19 protein-coding genes and 1 tRNA gene are annotated in these 22,029 nt (G+C 42.2%); 17 read left to right on the forward strand and 3 right to left on the reverse strand.

Annotated features, from left to right (window positions below):
• Positions 1-8: 8 nt before the first annotated feature.
• Both QY304_00145 and QY304_00150 read left to right on the forward strand, forming a co-directional pair.
• Entirely contained in the window at positions 9-758 is a 750-nt protein-coding gene (locus tag QY304_00145) for an SDR family oxidoreductase (GenBank protein ID WKZ26503.1), read from the forward strand.
• Between the two features lie 3 nt (positions 759-761).
• On the forward strand, positions 762-1,760 hold the full coding sequence (locus tag QY304_00150; GenBank protein ID WKZ26504.1) for a transketolase C-terminal domain-containing protein: 999 nt from the start codon (positions 762-764) through the stop codon (positions 1,758-1,760).
• Between the two features lies 1 nt (position 1,761).
• Here QY304_00150 and cfa read toward each other — a convergent pair whose 3' ends face one another.
• Both cfa and QY304_00160 read right to left on the reverse strand, forming a co-directional pair.
• Positions 1,762-2,880 carry a cyclopropane fatty acyl phospholipid synthase gene (gene cfa, locus QY304_00155; protein WKZ26505.1) on the reverse strand — a complete coding sequence of 373 codons (1,119 nt, stop codon included), beginning with the start codon at positions 2,878-2,880 and terminating at the stop codon, positions 1,762-1,764.
• A 5-nt stretch (positions 2,881-2,885) separates the two neighbouring features.
• On the reverse strand, positions 2,886-3,881 hold the full coding sequence (locus QY304_00160) for a carbohydrate kinase family protein (GenBank protein WKZ26506.1): 996 nt from the start codon (positions 3,879-3,881) through the stop codon (positions 2,886-2,888).
• Between QY304_00160 and QY304_00165 the strand changes: the two genes are divergently transcribed.
• From QY304_00165 to QY304_00220, 12 genes are all read left to right on the forward strand, one after another.
• Positions 3,880-4,893: a D-glycerate dehydrogenase gene (locus QY304_00165; GenBank protein WKZ26507.1), complete on the forward strand. Its 1,014-nt coding sequence runs from the start codon at positions 3,880-3,882 to the stop codon at positions 4,891-4,893. The genes QY304_00160 and QY304_00165 overlap by 2 nt on opposite strands.
• A 302-nt stretch (positions 4,894-5,195) precedes the next feature.
• On the forward strand, positions 5,196-5,810 hold the full coding sequence (locus tag QY304_00170; GenBank protein ID WKZ26508.1) for a hypothetical protein: 615 nt from the start codon (positions 5,196-5,198) through the stop codon (positions 5,808-5,810).
• A gap of 926 nt (positions 5,811-6,736) precedes the next feature.
• Entirely contained in the window at positions 6,737-8,605 is a 1,869-nt protein-coding gene (locus QY304_00175) for a helicase C-terminal domain-containing protein (GenBank protein WKZ26509.1), read from the forward strand.
• 630 nt (positions 8,606-9,235) lie between these two features.
• A complete protein-coding gene (locus tag QY304_00180; GenBank protein WKZ26510.1) occupies positions 9,236-9,901 on the forward strand; it encodes a 50S ribosomal protein L25 in 666 nt (221 codons plus the stop codon).
• Positions 9,902-9,946: 45 nt separating this feature from the next.
• Entirely contained in the window at positions 9,947-11,314 is a 1,368-nt protein-coding gene (locus tag QY304_00185; GenBank protein ID WKZ26511.1) for a lytic murein transglycosylase, read from the forward strand.
• Positions 11,315-11,438: 124 nt separating this feature from the next.
• On the forward strand, positions 11,439-11,720 hold the full coding sequence (gene rpmE, locus QY304_00190; GenBank protein WKZ26512.1) for a 50S ribosomal protein L31: 282 nt from the start codon (positions 11,439-11,441) through the stop codon (positions 11,718-11,720).
• Between the two features lie 67 nt (positions 11,721-11,787).
• Complete coding sequence (locus QY304_00195; protein WKZ26513.1) at positions 11,788-12,750, forward strand: PCRF domain-containing protein; 963 nt, start codon at positions 11,788-11,790, stop codon at positions 12,748-12,750.
• A gap of 78 nt (positions 12,751-12,828) precedes the next feature.
• On the forward strand, positions 12,829-13,542 hold the full coding sequence (rpsB, locus tag QY304_00200; GenBank protein ID WKZ26514.1) for a 30S ribosomal protein S2: 714 nt from the start codon (positions 12,829-12,831) through the stop codon (positions 13,540-13,542).
• A 31-nt stretch (positions 13,543-13,573) separates the two neighbouring features.
• A complete protein-coding gene (tsf, locus tag QY304_00205) occupies positions 13,574-14,152 on the forward strand; it encodes an elongation factor Ts (protein ID WKZ26515.1) in 579 nt (192 codons plus the stop codon).
• A gap of 45 nt (positions 14,153-14,197) precedes the next feature.
• Positions 14,198-14,584, forward strand: a complete 387-nt coding sequence (locus QY304_00210; GenBank protein ID WKZ26516.1) for a hypothetical protein — start codon at positions 14,198-14,200, stop codon at positions 14,582-14,584.
• Between the two features lie 33 nt (positions 14,585-14,617).
• Positions 14,618-14,690 (forward strand) — tRNA-Thr (locus tag QY304_00215).
• A gap of 34 nt (positions 14,691-14,724) precedes the next feature.
• Positions 14,725-16,068 (forward strand): hypothetical protein, encoded by a 1,344-nt coding sequence (locus QY304_00220; protein WKZ26517.1) that lies wholly within the window; start codon positions 14,725-14,727, stop codon positions 16,066-16,068.
• A gap of 107 nt (positions 16,069-16,175) precedes the next feature.
• On the opposite strand, the gene QY304_00225 is transcribed toward QY304_00220, so the two are convergent.
• The gene (locus tag QY304_00225; protein ID WKZ26518.1) at positions 16,176-17,312 is read right to left on the reverse strand and encodes a hypothetical protein; all 1,137 of its coding nucleotides are present in this window, start codon (positions 17,310-17,312) and stop codon (positions 16,176-16,178) included.
• 514 nt (positions 17,313-17,826) lie between these two features.
• Between QY304_00225 and QY304_00230 the strand changes: the two genes are divergently transcribed.
• The 3 genes from QY304_00230 (at position 17,827) to QY304_00240 (ending at position 22,023) form a co-directional block, all read left to right on the forward strand.
• Positions 17,827-19,896, forward strand: a complete 2,070-nt coding sequence (locus QY304_00230; protein WKZ26519.1) for a DNA topoisomerase subunit B — start codon at positions 17,827-17,829, stop codon at positions 19,894-19,896.
• 268 nt (positions 19,897-20,164) lie between these two features.
• Positions 20,165-20,605, forward strand: coding sequence for a hypothetical protein (locus QY304_00235; GenBank protein WKZ26520.1), 441 nt, complete (start codon positions 20,165-20,167; stop codon positions 20,603-20,605).
• A 365-nt stretch (positions 20,606-20,970) separates the two neighbouring features.
• The gene (locus QY304_00240) at positions 20,971-22,023 is read left to right on the forward strand and encodes a mechanosensitive ion channel family protein (protein ID WKZ26521.1); all 1,053 of its coding nucleotides are present in this window, start codon (positions 20,971-20,973) and stop codon (positions 22,021-22,023) included.
• Positions 22,024-22,029: the final 6 nt, after the last annotated feature.

A 22,029-nucleotide genomic window follows, 5' to 3' on the forward strand; every position in this document is an offset into this window, starting at 1 on the left:
AATTTTTTATGGGTAGTAATCTAAAAGACAAAGTTGTAATAATAACGGGAGGAACATCTGGTATAGGGCTTGCCACTGCAAAGCTTTTTTCAGAGGAAGGGGCTCGTGTGGTTATTGCAAGTAATAGAGAAGAAGGTGGTGATGATATTGCACAATCTATCTCGTCTGAATGTCTTTTTGTGCAAACTGATGTTCGTGAAGAACATCAAGTAAAAAATCTAATTTCTAAGGCGATAGAAAAATTTGGAAAGTTGGATATCCTGGTAAATTCCGCCGGTGTTTATTCTTTTTCTCAAGGAGATATTGTTCAGATGCCAACTACTGATTTTGATTTGACCATGGACGTAAATTTTAAAGGTATTTTTTTGATGACAAAATTTGCAATTCCCGAACTTGCAAAAACGAAGGGGAACATCGTGAACATTTCTTCAGCTTTAGGGTTGGTGCCGGAAAAAGAGTCGGCGATTTATTGCGCGTCAAAATCGGCGGTCATTATGTTTTCAAAAGCGACAGCTTTGCAGCTTTCAGAAAAAGAAATTAGAGTAAATTCTATTTGTCCCGGACCAATTGATACTCCAATGCTGAGGAGTGCTTTTCCTGAAAAAGAAGAGTACGATAGCTATATAAAACTAAACCCAATGAAAAGAGTTGGAACCCCTGAAGAGGTCGCAAGGCTAATTCTTTTTGTAGCAAGCGAGAGTTCGGGATATATTACGGGAGGAGTATTTACAATTGATGGAGGAGAATCATTAAAATAATTTATGTTAAACAAAACCGCAAAATTAAATCCGCATATTTTTGAAAAGGACGTCGAGCAGGAACCGATCAGAAAAGGATTTGGAAAGGGGCTACTTAAAGCAGGGGAGAATGATGAAAGAGTTGTGGGGCTTTGCGCAGATTTGACCGAGTCAACCCAAATGCATCTTTTTCGGGATAAGTTTCCGGAGCGCTATGTTCAGATCGGTGTTGCCGAGCAGAATTTGGCAACGGTTGCATCCGGTATGGCGGCTATGGGAAAAATTCCTTTTATCACTTCTTACGCTATGTTTTCTCCGGGCAGGAATTGGGAACAAATCAGAACGACAATTTGCTATAACGACCGACCTGTAAAAATTGCCGGAAGCCATGCTGGAATTTCTGTCGGTCCCGATGGCGGAACTCATCAAGCCGTTGAAGATATGGCAATTATGAGAGTAATTCCTAGAATGGTTGTAATTTCTCCTTGTGATTCAATTGAAGCAGAAAAAGCGACTATGGCAGTCGCAAAAACCGATTCACCAACTTATATTCGACTAGCTCGTGAAAAAACTCCAATAATTACCACCCTCGAAACTCCTTTTGAAATCGGTAAAGGGCAAATATTTTGGGATTCGTCATCTAACGGAAAAAATCCAGAGGTGGGAATTATTTCAACTGGCGCTTTAACTCACAAAGCTTTAGTTGTCGCTAAGGAATTGGAAGAAGAAATTCCGGTGAAGGTGCTAAACCTTTCAATTATTAAACCGCTTGATGAAGAATCTATCATTTCTCTGGCAAAAGAATGCGGAGCGATTGTTACAGTTGAAGAGCACCAAATAAGAGGAGGAATGGGTTCTGCTGTAGCAGAGTGTTTGGCCAAAAATTGTCCGGTGCCAATTGAATTCGTGGGTGTTGATGATAAATTTGGCCAATCCGGAGAGCCGGAAGAGCTTATTGAACATTACGGCATGGGGGTCTCTCATATAAAAGAAGCTGTAAAACGTGTGACAAACAGAAAATAGATTATCTAACGGTTTCGTAAACTTTTTCTATCGGCTTTTTACTGAAGACAATTTGCCAGAGCTGATATTTTCCGGACCTAAATCCTCCGGCACAAATTAATAAATAGTATTTCCAAAGGCGATAAAACTTTTCACCATATTTTTCTTTTATTTCCGGCCAATTTTTGTCAAAATTTTCAAACCAAGCCATCAAAGTCGGGTCGTAATATTTGCCGAAATTTTGGAGGTCATGGGTGATAAATAGATTATCAGTAGCGGTAAAAATTTGTCCCAAGGAAGGTAAAGCCATACCGGGGAAAATATATTTTTCAACCCATCTAGTTTCTGACTGTCTTTTGTTTGGAGTTTTATATATTCCACCGAAGCAGTGAAGCAGAAACATTCCTCCATCTTTTAGATTTTTGTGAGCTGATTGCATATATTCCAAATAATTTTTATGCCCGACATGTTCAAACATTCCCAGAGATATTATCCGGTCAAATTTTTCATCTACTTTTCTGTAGTCTTGGATTCTAATATCTACCGGTAAACCCCGGCACGATTTCTTGGCATATTCCGCTTGATTTTTTGAAAGGGTGATACCGATGCACTTGGCGCCGTATTTTTCCGCCGCAAACTTAACAAAACTGCCCCAACCACAGCCAATATCCAAAACGCTCATTCCGGGCTTTAAGCCAATTTTTTGACAGACCAAATCCAATTTTGCTTCTTGAGCTTCGTCCAAATTTTGGGCGTTCTTCCAATAACCGCAGGTATAAGTCATTCTTTTATCCAACATCAATTCAAACAAATCATTTCCGATGTCATAGTGGTGCCGAATCTGTTTAAATACATTTGATTTTTTCTGCAGATTAAAAATTTTTTCTTTTAAAAAAATTCCCCAAGTCGCCCAATGATTTTTAAAAGCCAAAGAAAAGTCGGCTTTTATCAAACGTTCCAACAACTCGTCGATTTGTTGACAATCCCAAAGGCCGTCGACGTAAGCCTCGCCCAAAGCGGTTAGTCCGCCGAGTTTAACTTTTCTAAAAACTTTTTTGTCGTTGACTTGAATATCCCAAGGTCGGCCACCATTTATTTTTACGTCGGCTTTTTCCAAAATCTTTTGAAGTTTTTTATCCATATAGTTTATTCCAACTGTTCCGGTTTATAATTTGCCGGCGCTTTGGCCAGAAATTCTTCCAACTTTTCTTGGCTCAAAAGGCCTTCTTGGGCGCCGATGTATTGAACAACAGACATTGAGTTTATCGGTCCCCAGACAAGGGCCTCGGGAATTGATTTACCTAAAATTAAAGCGCAGGTAAAAGTGGAGGAAAACGAGTCGCCGGCGCCGGTGCGATCAACCGGAGGTTTAGGGTCCGGATACATCGGCATATGCCAGATTTCTTTACCATCATAAGTGTAGGCACCTTCCGGACCATCGGTAATAACGACAATTTTCGGCCCCAAATCATGCATCGCTTTCAAGAGTTCCGGAATTTCCGATCCTTTTTTATTTGTGATTTTTTGCGCTTCCTCTTTGTTGCAGAAGAAAAGCTCGGTTAGTTCGTATAGGTCCTTCAGTTTTTCGGCGCCCAATTTAATCTGAAAAGTGCCCGGCTGAAAAGCCAGTTTGATTTCCGGATTTTTTCGCAACCAGTCGGCAATCTCGAGATGATGCGGAAGGGAATTGGAAGCTAATGAGCTCAAATAAATCCATTTTGGCGCCGGATTTATTTCCGGTAATTTATAATCGTATTCTTGGTGTTTGACCAAAATTGTTCGCTCTTCTTTGTAGCGTAGAACAAAGTGATAATTTGATTTCATCCCCTTATGAACTTGCACATAATCTGTCGCTACTTTTTCTTTTTTTAATTGAGCCAGTTGCTCTTCGCCATAAGAATCGTCCCCCATATTTGTCAGGAGGGCCGAATTAAGTCCTAAGCGGTGGGCAGCTACAGCGGCGTTCGGACTATTGCCCACGGCCGGCACAATGACCACATCTCGGAAAGGTAATTTTTCACCGAAACGCATACAAAGCTCCTTACTCTTTTCAGGGTTGTCGGTTTCTATCCAGGCCTCTTCAAGCTCAATAAAAGCGTCTGTCACAATATCGCCAATCGCCAAAAAATCAATTTTAGACATGTGGAAATTATATCACAAAGAAATTCGCGTTAATGATACAATTATTTTTATGAAAATTTATGTGACGAGAAAAATTCCCGAAGCAGGAATAAGTCTTTTAAAAGATAAGGGTTATGAAATTGATGTCAGCCCGCATGACAGAGTGTTGGAAAAATCGGAGTTGATTTCCGCTCTGAAACAAAAGCCGTATGAGGCGGTTTTGTGTCTTTTAACCGACAAAATTGACGCGGAAGTTTTTGATGCTGTTCCGACAGCCAAAATTTTTGCCAATTATGCTGTCGGATTTAATAATATTGATATTGAAGAAGCAAAAAAGCGCGGGATTGTTATAACCAATACGCCAGATGTTTTAACCGACTCTGTTGCCGAGCACACCTTTGCTTTAGTTATGGCAATTGCTCACCGAATTGTTGAAGCCGACCAATTTGTTCGCGATGGAAAATATGTCGGCTGGGCGCCGGAGCTTCTACTCGGCGCGGATATTAAAGGTAAGACCTTGGGAATTTTAGGCGCAGGTAGAATCGGCTCGCAAGTCGCTTTTCAGGGCAAGAATGGTTTTGGTATGAAAATTGCTTATTACGACATCAAGCCGAATTCTGAAATTGAAAAAGAGTTTGGAGCAACCTTTTATCCGTCAGTGGAAGGATTACTTGCTGTTGCCGACTTTGTTTCGCTTCACGTGCCACTTTTGGATTCAACTCGGCATTTGATAAATGCCGACCGCTTGCGGAAAATGAAAAAAACCGCCTATCTCATAAACACCTCGCGCGGACCGGTGGTGGATGAAAAAGCGCTTTTTGAAGCGCTTCGCGACGGGGTAATTGCCGGCGCCGCTCTGGACGTTTTTGAAGAAGAGCCAAAAGTTTATCCGGGGCTAGAAAAACTGCAGAATGTTATTTTAACTCCTCACATCGCTTCGGCTACTTTTGAAACTCGTTCCAAAATGTCTGAAATGGCTGCCGAAAATATCATCACCTTTTTTGAAGGTCAAGAACCGCCGAATGTGGTCTAGGCGCTAGGTTTTTAGGCTCTAGGGTCTAGCCAATAGGGTTTAGGGCGTAGTCCGCCTCCGCCAGTTGACGGAGGCGGCTTGGCTGGAAAAGCCCTTATCGGGTATTCTATGAGTTAACGGGTGTTGAACTTTGGGGTTGAATTTACCTACGCGAGTATTGACATATTTATTAAAATATGATAGGTATATTAACGGAATTCACAGGGTGTTCCTGTGGAAGTTCTTCGTTAGCTTGCTGAAAGGAGCAAAGCATGAAGCCTCGTACAGTTCGGGTCCTCTGCAGGGGTATTTCGCCCATTCTCATGGACCAGATGACAGAGGAGACCCTCGACAGCCTCGCAACCAGCGTCCGGCAGAACAAACCCAAGGACAGACCGTTTGCGGATGTCGCGGAGGAGAAAATCTACCGCGACCCTATGACAGAGCGCATCGGCATCCCCTCGGAGATGCTCTTCGCTTGTTTGGTCGCAGCGGGCCGGAAGGTCAAGAACGGCAAGAGCCAGATCTCCACAGCAACCTCCTCGACCGTTCCGGACTTTCTCGAGATCCCCGACTTTTTCTTTCCGTTTCTCGGCATCCCCGAGAACGTGGAGCCGCGATCGGAAGACGAGAGGCAGCACTGGAAGGTGGATAAGAGACGAGGGCGTCTGCCCATCAACGGAACCGCTGTCTGCCTCATCCGTCCCCGCTTCAACAACTGGGAATTCAAGGTCACAGTGATCTACGATGCCGACAAGATCGATGGTTCTACGCTGAAGGCTCTCTTTGTGAATGCCGGCAGTGGCCAAGGTCTTGGTTCGTTCCGCCCCAACTGCAGGGGTACCTTCGGGAAGTTCGTTGTCGTTTCTTGGGAGGAGACGGCCGGCGCTGTGAAGGAGGACGAGACGGAAGAGACGGACGTTCTCGCGGCTGCATGACTGTGTGAAGTCAAGTCCAGCATCCTGGACTATACTCTAGTTAAGTACGCTCGCGTGCTCAAACCCCGTCGCTTCACCGTGGCGGGGTTTCTTTTCTAAACATCCAACGGTTTATACTACAGTCAAGTAGAGTCTAGCAAGGTAGGGTTAGGTCGAGTGCAATAGAGTTCAGTAGTTCAGTATAGAGTGAAGTTGCTAAAAAGTAACTTTGCTAATTAGAGGAGGTTAAAATTGTAGTGACGTGTAGTTCTGTTCCGTCGTCTGCGGTGGGGTGAAGTATACGGCAGAATCTTCGAAAGGGGATTCTGTCAATTATATATCGTGTCGTCCACTACAGTGCAGTTCGGCAAAGTTAGGTACGGTGGTCAGGTGGCGATTTTCGAGAGAAAGCCGCCACCTCTTTGCTTTCGGTGCGGTGTTTTGGGGTCCAATACCATGAACTATTGTGCAACAAGAGTCTTCGAAAGGAGATTTTACTGTTTTTAACTACAGCTCCCCAGACTACTCTTAGGTAGTGTTGCCTGACGCAAGGTATAGTGCAGGGCAGAATCTTCGAAAGGAGATTCTGTCGCTTTCTTCAGTGGAGTTAAGTTACCTCCCGTCGCGTATAGTCCACTACACGTCAGAATATCTGAAAAGATATTCTGACATTTCCTTGGTCTGTAGCAACCTGCAGTAAGGTGGGCTCCAGTATAGTTTAGTTCAGGTTAGAATCACTGAAAAGTGCTTCTAACACTTACGATTTAGGTGGTGTGTAGTTCACTTAAGTAGACTCCAGCAAGCTACAGTATTGTACACAACCCGCTTCGTCTTAAATGGTGAAGCGGGTTTTTGTTTGACAAGATCCAAAAAATATGTATTCTTGTTACTGGAAGTTCATTGTGAACTTGCACCATCTGAAACATCTGGAATATTGGAGATCAAGAATGACAACAGAAACGAGAAAAAGAGGCGCTCTGAACTTGGAACGCCTTGCGGGAAACTTCCCAAGCCGATTCTCAAGAATGAGAGTTGCGCAGGAAGAAGCACTCAAATTCGTGGCAGAAAACGGCTCAAGCATTGTCGAAGCACCAACAGGGTCGGGAAAGACTGCGATTGAGATTGCCATTCTACGCGCTGGACAAGAGGTGGGAATGGAAACTCTCTTCCTCATCGTTCCCAACAAGACGATCCTCGGACAAATCAGAGAAGAGTTTCCAGGTGATGTGAAAGTCGCATTGGGACGAAACGAGCATCCGTGTCTCTACTACGAGGAGAAGAAGACAGAGATTACAGTTGAAGGAGTCAGGCTTCTGTCAGATGATCCTGAAAGCATCAAAGCGGATGAGATTCCGTGCTCGATGCTTCTTGATTGTCCGCATCGAGTTGACCAGGAAACTGGAGAGACTCACACAAAGGGTGCCTTCCCGTGCCCTTACCTTCAGCAAAAGTACGAGGCCAAACAGGGCGGTATCGTGCTTTGCACGATGTCTTTCTATCTCTTCACACAACTTTTCAGCAGAGAGTGGGAACGGCCGAATATCTTGGTGATCGATGAAGCACATCGCATCGCCGAGGTCTTTCGAAACGCTCTGTCCTACGAAATCTCTGATCACCACATCGAGAAGGCGGTAGGAATCCTCAAGCTCATTGGAGCAGGAGAAGAATCGACAGCGCTGGAGTTGTTTCTCAAGAAGATGATTAGAATCATCAAGGGGAAATCCAGAGGGAAGCTGCCTCTCCTCGAACCAGAGGAGCTCTACACCTTGATAGAGACGCTATCACTTATCGACACCAAGGAGTTGGGAAAGAAGGTGAGTGGCGCGGTCAAGGAAGGCAAGCTTAACGCCAAGGCAGACAGAACAACGCTTCGCAAGCTCGAGGTGCTGATTCGAGACTTGAAGCGCTACATTCGATCTTTTGAGTTCTCTATGCCGGCTTCCAACCGACATGCTCTCAACTACACCTACGCCACCTGGCGCGAAGAAAAGCAAAAGGGTCAGAAAGTCCAGTACCAACTGGTCATCAAGGCCTACTATGTCGCCCCGCTCATCAAGAAAGTGATGGGCGATACGACGGTCTCTTTTTCCGCCACCATTGGCGATCCGGATGTCTTTGGTTTCGAAACCGGAATCAGAGATCCGTTCGTTAGCTTGGGCGGACACTTTCCAGCCAACAACACCAGAATCTTTATGCCCTCGGACACTCCGAATCTGGCTATGAATGCCAGGTCAAATCAGGAGCCAACCAGGGTTCTGCGTCGGATCGCCAAGGCCTGCAAGCGATTTTCCCAAAAGGGAATTCGTTCGCTGGTCGTGGTAGTTTCCAATGCAGAGCGAGACAAATTCCTAATGCTCGCGGAAGAAGAAGACGTCTATGCTATAAGCTACGGCAACGGAGTCACCGCAAGGGATGCCGCCCAACTCTTCAAGGGAGGAGAAGGTGATGTTCTCGTTGGCACTGCCTCAAACTACGCTGAAGGTGTTGATCTTCCAAAGAATCTGGCACCGGTCATCTTCGTCCTCCGACCCGGATATCCGAATCCAAAGGACCCGGGCACAATCTTTGAGGAGAAGAGATTTGGTAGTCAGCGCTGGCAGATCTGGAACTGGAGGGTGATGCTTCAGGCTCTTCAGGCTCGAGGCAGAAACCTGCGAAGCGTCAACGATATCGGCGTGACTATCTTCATCTCCCAGCAGTTTAGGCGATTTGTTTTCGCATCTCTGCCGGAGAGTCTGAAGGAGTCATATGTTCGTGACAAGACCTTCGATGAGTGTGTCAATAGTACTCTTGAACACCTGAATAGAGTCCTGTAGCCTACAGTTTGGTGCGCCAAGTTATTCTAGCGTTTTCTAGAGTCGGGTTCACTACACAAGCGTTCCGAGTAAAATCGGGACGCTTTTTTGTTTGTTATTCCTTTTTTATAAAAAATATGTTATAAAAGTTTTTGGCTTGTTCTTTATAGTTACCTAAACCATTCTTTTCTGCGGTGCACTGCCGTATCCTTTCGTGCCCTATAGATCCAGATCCTCGAAAGAGGTTCTGGATAATTTCAGTTACCTCATGTTCTGTACGGTATGCTGTCGTAACCTTCTCTGAAGGTCTAAACTCCTGAAAGGGGGTTTAGACGATTTTCCAGTAAAGTTCGGCTCAATAACGTAGCACTTACTAAGATGCAGGACAGATAAGACAGAGATGTTTTATCTTGTCATTACCAGACTGGTTAGATACAGTGAGGTTAGGTGTCGTGAAGTTGAGTTTAGTCATCTGAAGTCGTCTGGACTATACGACAGCAGAGATTGAAAAATCTTTGCTGTCATTGCTCCCTACCCTATACCACTCTTCACTACAGTGTATCCCGGTGTTCTCAAGTGGTTTTCAGTTAAGTACACAAGCTCCGCTTCGGCGGGGCTTTTCTATTGATTTTCAAATAAAATTATGCGACAATGGCAATTATGCTGACTTTAGAAACTAAAATTCGTAATAAAAAAGGCAATCAAACTCTTCGTAAAGAAGGGTGGATGCCGGCGGTTTTTTATGGCAAGAAAGAGCCAGCCACAGCTATTGCTGTTGATTCTGTTGCTTTCGGCAAGGTTTTGAAAGAAGCTGGTGAGTCATCCGTCGTAATATTAGAGACCGAAAGTGGCCAGAAGCAGGCATTGATAAAAGATGTTCAATTTGACCCAGTAACTGACACACCGAGACACGCAGATTTTTATGTTTTTGAAAAAGGTCATAAGCTAGAAGTTGACGTTCCGCTTGTGTTTGAGGGCGTTTCGCCTGCTGTTAAAGAGCTTGGTGGAATTTTAGTTAAAGTTTTGCACGAACTTAAAATCAGAGCTATGCCGAAGGATTTACCGCATGAAATAAAAATTGATATTTCCACACTTAAAGATTTTGAAAGTCAGATATTAGCCAAAGACATAAAGTTGCCGGAGGGCGTTGAGCTTCTTGAAGGACCAGAGGAAGTCATAGCGCTTACAGAGGAAGCTAAAGAAGAAATTGAGGAAGAAGTTGTCGCGCCTGATTTGTCTTCGATTGAAGTTGAAAAGAAAGGCAAGAAGGAAGAGGAACCTTCTCCTGAAAGCGGTGGAACAGCAGAAGAGAAATAATACCCAGAGAGAGTTCTCCGACCTATTGGTCATAACCGCTGTTTAATGTTTAATTTAAAATCATTTTCTAAAAATCTATCTATTTTTTTAGTCGTGGGACTAGTTTTTTCTCAAGCAGTCTTTTCTTTACCAACCTTCGGTCAATTAAGTGAGAACTTGGAAAGGAGGGAGTCGGAACTGCGATCTGAACTGTCTGATATAGAAAAAGAGATCGCAATCTGGCAAAAGGAATTACAGCAAAAACAAAACCAATCGGCTTCTTTTGAGAGAGACATCGCGATTTTAAATGCCAAAATAAAAGAAGCCCAAGCAACAATTAGGGCTAGGAATATTGAAATAGAAAGACTTGGCCGAGAGATAAACTTCCGGCTTCAAACGATAGACGAGCTTGACTCAAAAATTGAACGGAGCAAAGAATCCTTGTCCCAGCTTATTCGTCGAACAGACGAAGCACAATCTTTTTCATTGGTAGAAATTGTGCTAAGTAATGAAAATCTTTCAGACTTTTTGGTTAACTGGGATGATTTTGAATCAATCAATAAAGCTCTGCAGGTGTCTTTTGTTGAGATTCGAGACGCCAAACATCAATTGGAAATTGAAAAGGAACGACTTGGTGTTCAAAGAAATAAAGAGGTTGATATAAGGGCTTCCAACGAAGCAGAGAGGAGAAGAATAGAACAGAACGAAGCAGAGCAAAAACACCTTCTGGAAATTAACAGAACACAAGAGCGAACTTATGCTCAAATTGTTGCTGAAAGACAAAGAAAAGCGGCGCAGATAAGAGCGGCTTTGTTTGCTTTGCGCGATACGGCAGCGATTCCTTTCGGTGATGCCCTACGTTATGCCGAAGCAGCCCAACAAAAAACCGGAGTCCGCCCCGCCTTTTTACTTGCGGTTATTACTCAAGAGTCAAACATGGGGGCGAATATCGGAACTTGCAATCGACCACAAGACACTTTGAAGTGGAGAGAGATAATGCCGGGACCTGATGACATTGCAAAGGGATGGTCTAAAAGAAATGATCAAGCGGCCTATTTAAGAATTACTAGCGAGCTTGGCCTTGATCCGGATTCAATGCCTTTGTCTTGCCCGTGGGGCAATGGCTGGGGAGGAGCAATGGGCCCGTCGCAATTTATTCCAACAACCTGGGAAATTTATAAATCAAAAGTAGCAACAGCTTTAGGAAAGTCAGTTGTTAGCCCCTGGGATCCACAGGATGCTTTTATGGCCTCATCAATTTATTTAGGTGAACTTGGGGCAGGTAATGGAGGATTTACCGCAGAGAGGACGGCGGCTCTAAGGTATTATGCCGGTGGTAATTGGAATAAACCACAGAATGCTTTTTATGGTGATCAGGTTATGGCTCATGCCAGAAGAATTCAAGAAGAAATGATTGACCCGCTTAGTTTCTAAATTTTAGGATACCTCGAGCTTTTTGCCTTTAGACACGTTGGTCTTGGCCCATAGTTGGAAAATTATACAGAGACTTGCATTTATCTATTTTTTCCACTATATTTATGCTGTTTAATAAAAAATTATGAGAAAAGATATACATCCACCATATTTCCCCAAAGCGGTTTTTGAGTGTGTGTGCGGAAAAGAAATAAAAGTCGGCTCTACGAAAGAGAAGATGAGTATTGAAATTTGCGATAATTGCCATCCGTTTTACACCGGGCAGGACAAAGTTCTTGATACTGCCGGTCGAGTAGAGAAATTTAAAGCCAAGAGGGCTTCTGCTAAAAGCGAAAAGATAAAATCTTTAGCTGAAAAGAAGGCCGACAAGAAAAAGAAAAGAGAGTCATCTAAAAAAGAATCTTAAATTATTCTGTGACAGCCCCGTTCCGCCTTTCTGGCGGAACGGGGCTGTCTCTTGGTAAAATAAAACCATGGAAGACTTGGAAAAATTTCGAAATAATCCAAAAACCAGTTTCCTATTCTCGGTTTTTGAAAAATTAGGAAAAGAGAGTAGTGAAGTGAGAGAAATGCTTGAAAAAGACCCTGGTTTAAAGGAATTGTCCGAGGAGGAATTAAGTAGTCTGGAAAATCAAAGACTTGAAATTCTTCAACAAATGACAAATTTGCTCAAAGAGGAAGAGTCCGAAGAGAAGTTTCCTAATGAAATTATACTTGAAGTTCGAGCTGGTGCTGGCGGAGAAGAAGCGGCGCTTTTTGCCAAGCGTCTGGCTGAAATGTATGAAGAATATTCAGTTAGACAAAACTGGTCTTTTAGAAATATAGATGAATCAAGGAGTACACTTGGAGGATACAAAGAAGCTTCTTTTGAAATCAAGGGCCGTGGTGTATTTGAAAAACTAAGATTTGAAACTGGCGTTCATCGTATCCAGCGAGTACCTCCAACAGAAAAGTCAGGTCGAGTTCACACCTCAACTGCTTCCGTCGCGATATTACCGATCAGAAAAATATCTAAGATTGAAATCAATCCTTCTGATTTGGAATTTGAAACTTCCAGATCTGGTGGAGCAGGTGGCCAAAATGTTAACAAGGTAGAGACGGCAGTGAGAATAATTCATAAACCGACCGGAATTGATGTTCGCTCAACGGCCGAGAGAAGCCAGCTTAAGAACAAAGAAAAAGCTCTTAGCATATTAACCGCCAAACTCGAAGCATTACACGAAGAACAAGAAGCAAAAAAATATTCCGAACAAAGAAAGAGCCAGATAGGTACCGCCGATCGTTCGGAAAAAATCAGAACGTACAATTTTTTACAAGATAGAATAACCGATCATCGGATAAAGAAGAGTTGGTCGCAAATAGAAAACATTCTTGCCGGAGAACTTGAAGATATTATTGAAGATTTAAGCAGTTCTAATCAAGAATCCAAGGTTTAATCCTGGAATTTGCACAAGTTTAGTATATTTGTTAGTATCTCTACTCGTATTGTGTTGTGATTTATACGTTTTAAATTTATGTCAACCGGAATGATTTCAAAAGACACTGATCTTAAAGACCTGCTTACGGCAGGAGCTCATTATGGTTACTCAAAATCGAGAAGACATCCTTCGGCAAAAGAATTTATTCTCGGTTCTAAAAATAACATCGAAATTTTTGACTTGGAGAAAACCTTGCCACTTCTTGAATCAGCCAAGGATTTTGTTAAAAACATTGTTGCTAATGGTGGCCAAATTCTTTTTGTGGGAGCAAAAAGCGAAGCAAAAAATGCCATAAAGACTGGTGCGGATTTAGCGGAAATGCCTTATGTGACAAACCGATGGATTGGTGGGACGATAACTAATTTTCCAGAGATCAAAAAAAGAGTAGATAGGTTGCAGGATCTTCTGGGACAGAGAGAGAAAGGAGAATTATCAAAATATACAAAAAAAGAGAGATTGCTTTTGGACAGGGAAATTGAAACTTTGGACAAGATGTTTTCAGGATTGGTCTCTATGAAGAAATTGCCAGCCGCTATATTTGTTATTGACCCAAGAAGAGAAAAAACCGCTGTTGCCGAAGCAAAAAGAAAGAAAATTCCGGTTGTCGCTTTGGCTGGCTCGGATTGTGATCTAAAGCAGGTTGAGTTTTCTATTCCGGCAAACGATGCTTCAATGGCCAGCATAAAGTATTTTGTTGAGCAGATTGTCGAAGCGATAAAAATTGGAAGGAAACAACAAAAGTCAGAATAGAGAATTAAGTTAAACAAAATGTTTTTATAAAATGATTTCCACCGACCAAGTAAAAGAATTAAGAGACAAGACGGGTATTTCTATAATGCAATGTCGAAAAGCTCTCGAGGAAGCGGGTGGCGACATGGGTAAGGCCCAAATCATTTTGCAAAAACAAAGCAAGGCGGTTGCCGAAAAAAAATCTGACAGAGAATTGAACGCTGGTGTGATTCAGGCATATATCCACTCAAACGGTTCGGTTGGAGCCATGCTTGAGCTTACCTGTGAGACCGATTTTGTTTCGAAGAACGAAGAGTTCAAGAATCTTGCTTATGACTTGGCAATGCAGGTTGCGGCCACCAATCCGAAATATTTGTCTAAAGAAGACATAAGCCAAGAGGCCAAAAAAGAGGCCGCTGAAGTTTTTTCTAAAGAGGTTGCAGATAAGCCGGATGAATTAAAAGAAAAAATATTGTCTGGCAAGCTGGACGCGTTTTTTGCTGAGCAAATTTTACTGGAACAACCATTTATTAAAAATCCTGATATCAAGATTGTTGGACTTATAGAATCAGCAGTTCAGAAATTTGGCGAAAAAATCAGAATTTCAAGATTTAGTCGGTTTTCGATATAAAATCGGTCTTTAGTGCACTGTTTTTAGTTTTGAAGAAAACACAAAATGTTTTGGCTTCTCACAATATCAATTGTTCTCTTGCTGTGTTTTGTCACCTTTAAGTTATGGGAAATTAAAAAGGGTAGGGTATCTTGGCTTAGTCGAACACTCTCCTCTCAGGACGAAAGGGTTAGAAGTTTTTTTATTTTCTTGATTAGAAAAGGTCACGAAATAAATAAAGGAGTCAGAATTTTTATTTTTTCTCAATTTCCATCCGCTTGCTTTTTATTACTTGAAAAAGCAGTCTCCAAAGCATCTGGCCACTATGATCGTCTTAGAAGTTATATTCGAGGTAGATTAAAGATTAAAAAAGACCGACCCCACACCTCGCATTTTTTAAAAGAAATTGCTAAAGTGAAAGAAGAGAGGACAAACAAAAGGGAGCCAGAATAACCTCTTTGTTTTTATTGAAAGGTGATAAATACTGCCGCCTTAGCTCAGTTGGTAGAGCAACACTTTTGTAAAGTGAAGGTCCTCGGTTCAAGTCCGAGAGGCGGCTTCAAAGTAAATTTCTACAAAATCTGGATAATAAGATGATACAGGGCAATTTAATCTTTCTTCTGATAATTTATGTAGCATCTCTCTTTCTGATTTCTTGGCTGGTCTCCAGAAGACAGCAGTCCGAAGATTTTTTGATTGCCGGCAGGAACAGAAAAAGTTGGCAAATTCTTCTCTCAAAATTTGCCTCATCTATTGGTGCCGGATATTTTATAACCTATACTGGTTTTGCTTACGAATACGGCGTTGGTATTTTTGGAATGTTTATCGGAATGTTTGCCGGCTTTTTATTTTTTGCATATTGGGCGGCACCGAGAATTGCTCGTGGCTCAAAGGAAGGCAAATTTTACACCATCGGTCATTTTGTTTATAGCAAACTTCAGAACGATAAAGCCAGAATTTTAGCTGACATTTTTTCAAGTGGCATTCTTTTTGGTTGGTTGTTAGTTGGGGTTATTGGTAGTGGCAAGATAATCGCTGATTTTGAACTTCTTTCTTATAATCTGGCTGTCGCGGTTACAAGTGTAGTAGTTTTGGGATATTTGCTTTTAGCTGGATTCAGGGCGGTTATTTTAACCGATGTAATTCAATCAGCCGTTATTTTTATTTTGATGACTGTTATTACTTTCGGCATCATTCAAAACTCAAGTTTTTCTGAATTGCATTTTTCTTCTGCGAGCGAGCTTGATCTGGGTGTTGCGTTTGGTTTCTTCCTTTTTGGAGTGTTAAGTGTTTTTTCTTATTCCGACAGATACCAACTGTCCTACGCCGCCCAAGACGAAAGGGGTCTGAAAAACGGTCTTGGTTTGGCGATTCTGCCGATTGGTATAATCGCCTATTTTCTTTTTCTAATAGGCGTTTTTATGGCTAATCAGGTTCCGGGCTTGGACTCTGGACTGGTATTTACCGAGGCCTTAAAACAGTTTCTAAATCCCAAACTAGTTCCTCTCGCTATTGTTTTATTTTTTGCCGGGATAATGAGTTCGGCTGATACTAATATCTATGCTATTTCTTCTCATTACGCTCTTTCCAAACCAAAAAGTAAAAACTACGCTAAGGATGTCCGGTGGGCAATGGTTGGGCTCACCGCAGGACTGACTGTTCTGGCTATTATTTTCCCTTATGTGGTTAAGGTCTCTTTAGTTGCCGGCGCGATCTCACTTTTATTGTCTTGGCCTATGATTTATGTTATTTCCGGCGGACGAAATCCTAACAGATTTATAGGATCAATTATTACTTCAACTTTGGGACTTATAGGAGCTCTTGTTTTTCTCGGTCTGGAGCCGACGGCAGCAATAGTTATTATTCTCTTTGGTCCGATCGGTCTTTTATATTCTGGATGGAAAATTAAAAAGGCGGGAAATTGTATTCCTAGCTAACGTTTTAAGGAGTGAGTTTTTCAAAAATAATAAAATTTTTTACAAATTAAAGAATGAATATTAAGGACTTGCGATGTCCTTAATATTTTGAGATGTGATTTTACTTATTACCTGATCTCGGCGCTAAATTGTCGCTTGGTCTCTTCTTCTATTTTTTTGTGGAGTTTTTCAACTTCGTCGGAAGTTAGGGTTCTGTCCATTGAGCGGTAAATAATTCGGTAAGTGTAGCTTGTTTTTCCAACACCAAATTTTTCAGCATTTTCGTATTTATCTAACAATTCAACTTCTTCAATCAAATCACCGCCAATATCTCGGATCAGGTCAAAATAGTTGTTAGGTACGAAACTGTTATGAACGATGAAGGAAATGTCGCGCGGGGCAGGCGGAAACTTGGAAACTTCCTGAAACTTAGCCCCTAGTTTTAATTGTTTTTTTACACGTTCGTCTTCTGACCAAAGCAGGCGAATATCCGGCAGATCCATGCTTAAAATTGCCAATCTTTCCAAGCCGAAGCCGAAAGCCCAACCACTCCAAACTTTTGAATCAACTCCCAAATTTTCCAAAACTTTTCCGCTGACAACACCAGCACCCAAAACCTCTATCCATCTGTCACCGATTTTAACTTCTATCTCCAAGCTCGGATCAGTATAAGGGAAAGTGTCGGGATTAAAGCGGTATTCAATGTCCGGACCGAAAATTGTTTTCACAATTTTGTTCAAAATATCCTCCAAATCTTCCCGTCCGATGTTTTTTTCCTCACGCCGACAGAGAAACCAGCCGTCCATCTGATGAAAAATGTTCATGTGATTCCTATCTATCTCGTCTTTCCGGTAAACTTTGCCGTGAGAAAGAGCCCCGACACTTTCTCCGCGATTAATTTTTTCCCTAACCTCTTGCTGTTTGAGGTGAAAATACCACATAACGGTGGTATGAGGGCGGAGGATGAAATCATCGTTTGCAAAATAAGTGTCCGACTTTGAACGTACTGGGTGGTTGGCGGGAAAATCAAATAAATCAAAACTGATTTCAGTTGAGACGATTTCTGGCGCTTCAACTTCGTCAAAATCTTCAAAATCTGACATCGCCTTTATTTTTTGAGCAAGTTCGGCAAGTGGGTTTCCCGAGGTTCTTGAAAGATCCGGCATTTCTAGAAATCGAATCATTCTCTTAGCTTCAGGGTCCTCTCGTTTTTCTAATTCCGTTTTTAATTTAATTTCTTCTGAAGAGTTGACTATTATTTTCATATCTAGAAAGATTATCAAATTCAATCTAAATTTGGAAGTTGAAAGCCCCGCGCCGGCGTACGCCGGCGCGGGGCTAATTTGAGACAAAAAAATCCACCCCGACGTTTTCACGTCGGGGTGTGTATGGGCTACTTGCCCACCCTCTTCTGCTCACCGCACTTCGTGGCGGTGGGCCGAACGGTCTGCTGTCTTCGAGGTGTCAGCCACGGTTCTGTCCGTGACCGATCCGTTCTGTGACCCTTACGGAACCGACTGTCGGAGGAGTTGCGGGTTTGGTACGCCATCGTGTGTCTCCTTGATTGAAAGGAGTGTGTACCTGTGGGTGCGCCCTGTGCGCACCCATCTTTTGATAGTCTATCATATAATAGACAGAAAGTCAAGTATATTGTTTAAAAAAACTCTCGAACTCTTTTTAAGCATATTTTCCCTTTGTTTTTCAGACCTTTTGCGGTAAAATAAAACTAAAGGTTTTAGATTCACCCGCTGTTATTTGGCGGGCTGAATATTTAAAATAATGACAAAAAAAGAGACAAAATCTATTAGTTCTGAAGGTTATAGCGCTGAAGATATTACCGTTCTAGAAGGCCTAGAGCCGGTTAGAAAAAGACCCGGAATGTATATCGGTACAACTGGCCCGGACGGCTTGCACCATCTTCTGACCGAGATTTGGGATAACTCTAGAGACGAGGCCATGGCTGGTTTTGCTAATAATATAGAAGTTGCTTTACTTTCTGATAATCTCGTCAGAGTTGTGGATAATGGACGCGGTATTCCCGTTGATATTCACAAACAGACCAAGGTCTCGGCTTTGGAGACAATTATGACAACGCTTCACGCTGGTGGAAAATTCGGCGGTCGAAGCTACAAAGTTTCCGGCGGTCTTCACGGGGTTGGTGCCTCGGTTGTTAATGCCCTGTCTTCTTTTATGAGGGTCGTAGTTCACAGAGATGGCGGTCAATATGTTCAGGAATACGAAAGGGGTAAAAGGAAAGCGGTAGTAAAAAAAACCGGCAAATCAGATTTAACTGGAACAATAGTAACTTTTAAACCCGATGAACAGATCTTTAAAGAAATCAGTCTAGACTGGGGTCGGATCGTAAATCACCTGCGTCAGCAGGCATATCTTGTCAAAAGCGTCAGGATTACTGTTGTTGATGGCAGAAATTTGGAGAAAAAAGTAGACGATGAAAAAGTTTTTTATTTGAAAGATTCCGAGCCAGATTTGCCGTCCCATAGTTTTTATTTTGAGGGTGGTTTGAGGTCAATGGTGGCTTTTTTGAACAGGCCTCTTAAGCCGGTCCATAAAAATATTTTTTATACGGAGAAATCTGTCAATGAATTTGAGTCTGTTGAAATTTCTTTGCAGTACACCGATGACATCTCCTCAAGAATTTTAACTTTCGCCAATAATATATTTAATCCTGAAGGAGGGACTCATTTGACCGGATTTAAGACGGCATTGACCAGAACCCTAAACACTTACGCCAAAAATAATTCGATGTCAAAGGGCGGTGATGACTCTTTCACTGGCGAAGACGTCTTGGAGGGTTTGACAGCGGTGGTTTTGATAAAGCTACGCGAAATACAATTTGAAGGACAAACCAAAGCTAAACTTGGAACAGTTGAAGCTAGAAGTATGGTTGAAAATGTTTTCAACGAGACCTTCGCTTATTTTCTTGAAGAGAACCCAGATGACGCCAAAGCTATAATTGGCAAGGCGGCTTTGGCGATGAGAGCAAGAAAAGCGGCTAAAGCGGCGAAAGATTCAGTTTTAAGAAAAGGCGCTTTAGAAGGCATGACCTTGCCTGGTAAGTTGGCTGATTGTCAGAGCGGTACTTCGGCCGAAGAAGCCGAACTCTTTATCGTAGAGGGAGACAGCGCCGGTGGTAGCGCTAAAATGGGTCGTGATCGTCGGACTCAAGCAATCCTACCTTTGAAGGGTAAGATTTTAAATGTTGAGAGAGCGCGGGTTGATAAGATGCTTTTGCATGCCGAAATAAAAGCTATTGTTATCGCTATCGGTACTGCCATCGGAGAGACTTTTGATTTGTCTAAATTACGATACCACAAAATTATAATTGCCACCGATGCTGATGTTGACGGCGCGCATATTAGAACTTTGCTTTTGACCTTGTTCTACAGATATTTCCGTCCGCTAATTGAGAATGGTTTTATTTATATCGCCCAACCGCCACTTTACAAGATTAAGAAAGGCAAAGAGGCCGAATATGCCTATACTGATGCGGAGAAAGAGAAGGTCTTGAGTAGATTTGGCGTTAGCAAAACAGAATCTGAAGAACCCGAGAGTGGAGTAGAAGAATCCGGCGCAAAAGACGAAGATAGTGACGCTGTGCAAGCAAAGTCTTCAAAGGTTTCAATTCAAAGATACAAAGGTCTTGGTGAAATGAATCCAGAAGAACTTTGGGAGACAACAATGGATTCTACAAAAAGAGTTTTAAAACAAGTGACGGTAGACGATGCCGTAGAAGCCGATAAAATTTTTGACATTTTGATGGGAACTGACGTGCCGAGTCGAAAATCATTTATCCAATCCAACGCCCAAAAAGCGACCATTGATATCTAGACCTGAAAATTGCGAACTGCTTCGTTGTGCTGCGAAAAATGTTTCTCACCGTATTGTCACATACGGTTCGAAACATTTTTCTTGCGCGTCTCGTATCTCATCAATTTTCAGGCCTAGATAAAATCATATTCGGAAGTCCAACTTCCGAAATTTGACGTGGGAACTTTAATTTTGTATATTTTGGAAGGAAAGTCAGCCAATGTAGGATGACGCATTTCTTCGGTCGCCCGGATGGGCTCAAAGGAGCGGATGCTCCAGGAGAAAATCAATGTACACCAGAGAGGAAATAAAGGCTCAAGTTCGACTGAAGCGGCTATTCCGAGATTTTCCATGGCTCTGGGCACTTCAGAACCATTGGGCTCATTGGAATTCTGTTCAAATCGAGTCAATTACCCTCATGAGGTTGTCTAGAGATTTTTCTCTATCTCTAGACGGGGGAACTTGGTGGGTCAAGCTATCATCGGGTGACGGATTAACCCATCCTCTTGGACTTATAAAAAAGCTCGATCTGACTTCTGGTGCTGTTTCTCTTGCCACGGCAACTATAAGGAGCATACCAGGGATTGATTACAACAAGATCGAGTTTTTGATCTTTCAGAGTCATGGGGGTCGTGGGGGTAATCTGTCTACAACAATCTATCGCGCTCCGCGCGGTCAGAATCTCCACCAGATGTGCTGTGAGGCGGCTGGGATTCGGGCCAAGAGCTGATCAACGCCATTTTGCCCCGCGCGACGTAGTCGCGCGGGGAGTTTCTTTTTCCCGCACACCTGTTTTTACATCGTTGCACTTACATTTCCGTAACTTCCGTATTCAAACCTGGTAAGTCCTTGTAATTTAGTAAAATAATGTATAATTACCAATTATGGGAAAAAGAGATACCGGAGTAGGGAAAAGAAAAAAATCTCGCTCCAAAAAAACAAAAAAACGACTGGCGATAAAGTATGAAATGCTCTCAAAGCGTCAGGCCGGCAAAAAAAAGCGCTAATTAATTTTGTTGCCGAGACGGCATCCTTTAGCCAAACTATTTTAGTTTTTGGTTTGTGAATTGTGTTTTTTTTGCTATATTTTTCTTAATGGAGAGATTTTTAGACATTTTGAATTTTAAATTGGGAGAAAGTCTTGTTTCTGACTATCTATTGGCTGCAGCAGTTTTTCTTATCTTACTGGCTGTTTTTTCGGTTTTTAATAAATTTATTTTAAAATGGCTGGAAAAACTAGCTTTAAAAACCAAGACCGACTTGGACGAGACATTTATTTCCATTGTAAAGAAACTGCGTCCGCCCTTTTATTTCTTTTTGGCATTTTATTTTGCTCTTTGGTTTATAGAAGTTCAGGAATTACTCTGGAAATTTTTGACTGTTGTTTTGGTAGTCTGGGTCGTTTATCAAGCGGCGTTGGCTTCAAATATTTTAGTTGACTACGCCGTTAGGAAATTTACTAGAAAAGAAAAAACCGAGGGGACTAAAGGCGCAATTAAACTTATCGGTAAGATAAGTAAAGGCGTTTTGTGGGTGATTGCTGTTCTTTTTGTTCTATCCAACTTAGGTGTTAATGTTACCGCGCTTATGGCCGGCCTCGGCATTGGTGGTATTGCTATTGCTCTGGCTCTGCAAAGTGTTTTAAGCGATCTATTCAGCTCTTTCTCAATTCATTTTGACAAGCCGTTTGTGCCGGGTGATTTTATTATTGTTGGCAGTGATATGGGAGTAGTGGAGCACATTGGCATCAAAACTACTCGCTTGAGAGCTCTTCAGGGCGAAGAGATTGTTATTTCCAATCAGGAATTAACCAGCGCTCGGATTCACAATTTCAAAAAAATGAAAGAACGGCGGGTTACTTTTTCTTTTGGTGTTGTTTATGGAACGCCCAACGATAAATTAGAAAAAATTCCCAACTTTATAAAAGAGATTATTGATTCAATTGATCTGACGCGATTTGATAGGGCGCACTTCCACAAATTTGGTGACTCGTCTTTAGATTTTGAAGTTGTCTATTATACCCAATCTCCAGACTTTAACGCTTATATGAATGTCCAACAGGAAATTCACTTGCGTTTGAAAGCAATTCTTGAGAAAGAAAAAATTGAAATTGCTTTTCCAACCAGAACTGTTCATTTGGTGAAATAATAAAAA

The sequence above is a fragment of the Candidatus Paceibacterota bacterium genome (assembly GCA_030583745.1).
In the GTDB taxonomy this organism is placed as follows: domain Bacteria; phylum Patescibacteriota; class Minisyncoccia; order Phycocordibacterales; family BOKC01; genus BOKC01.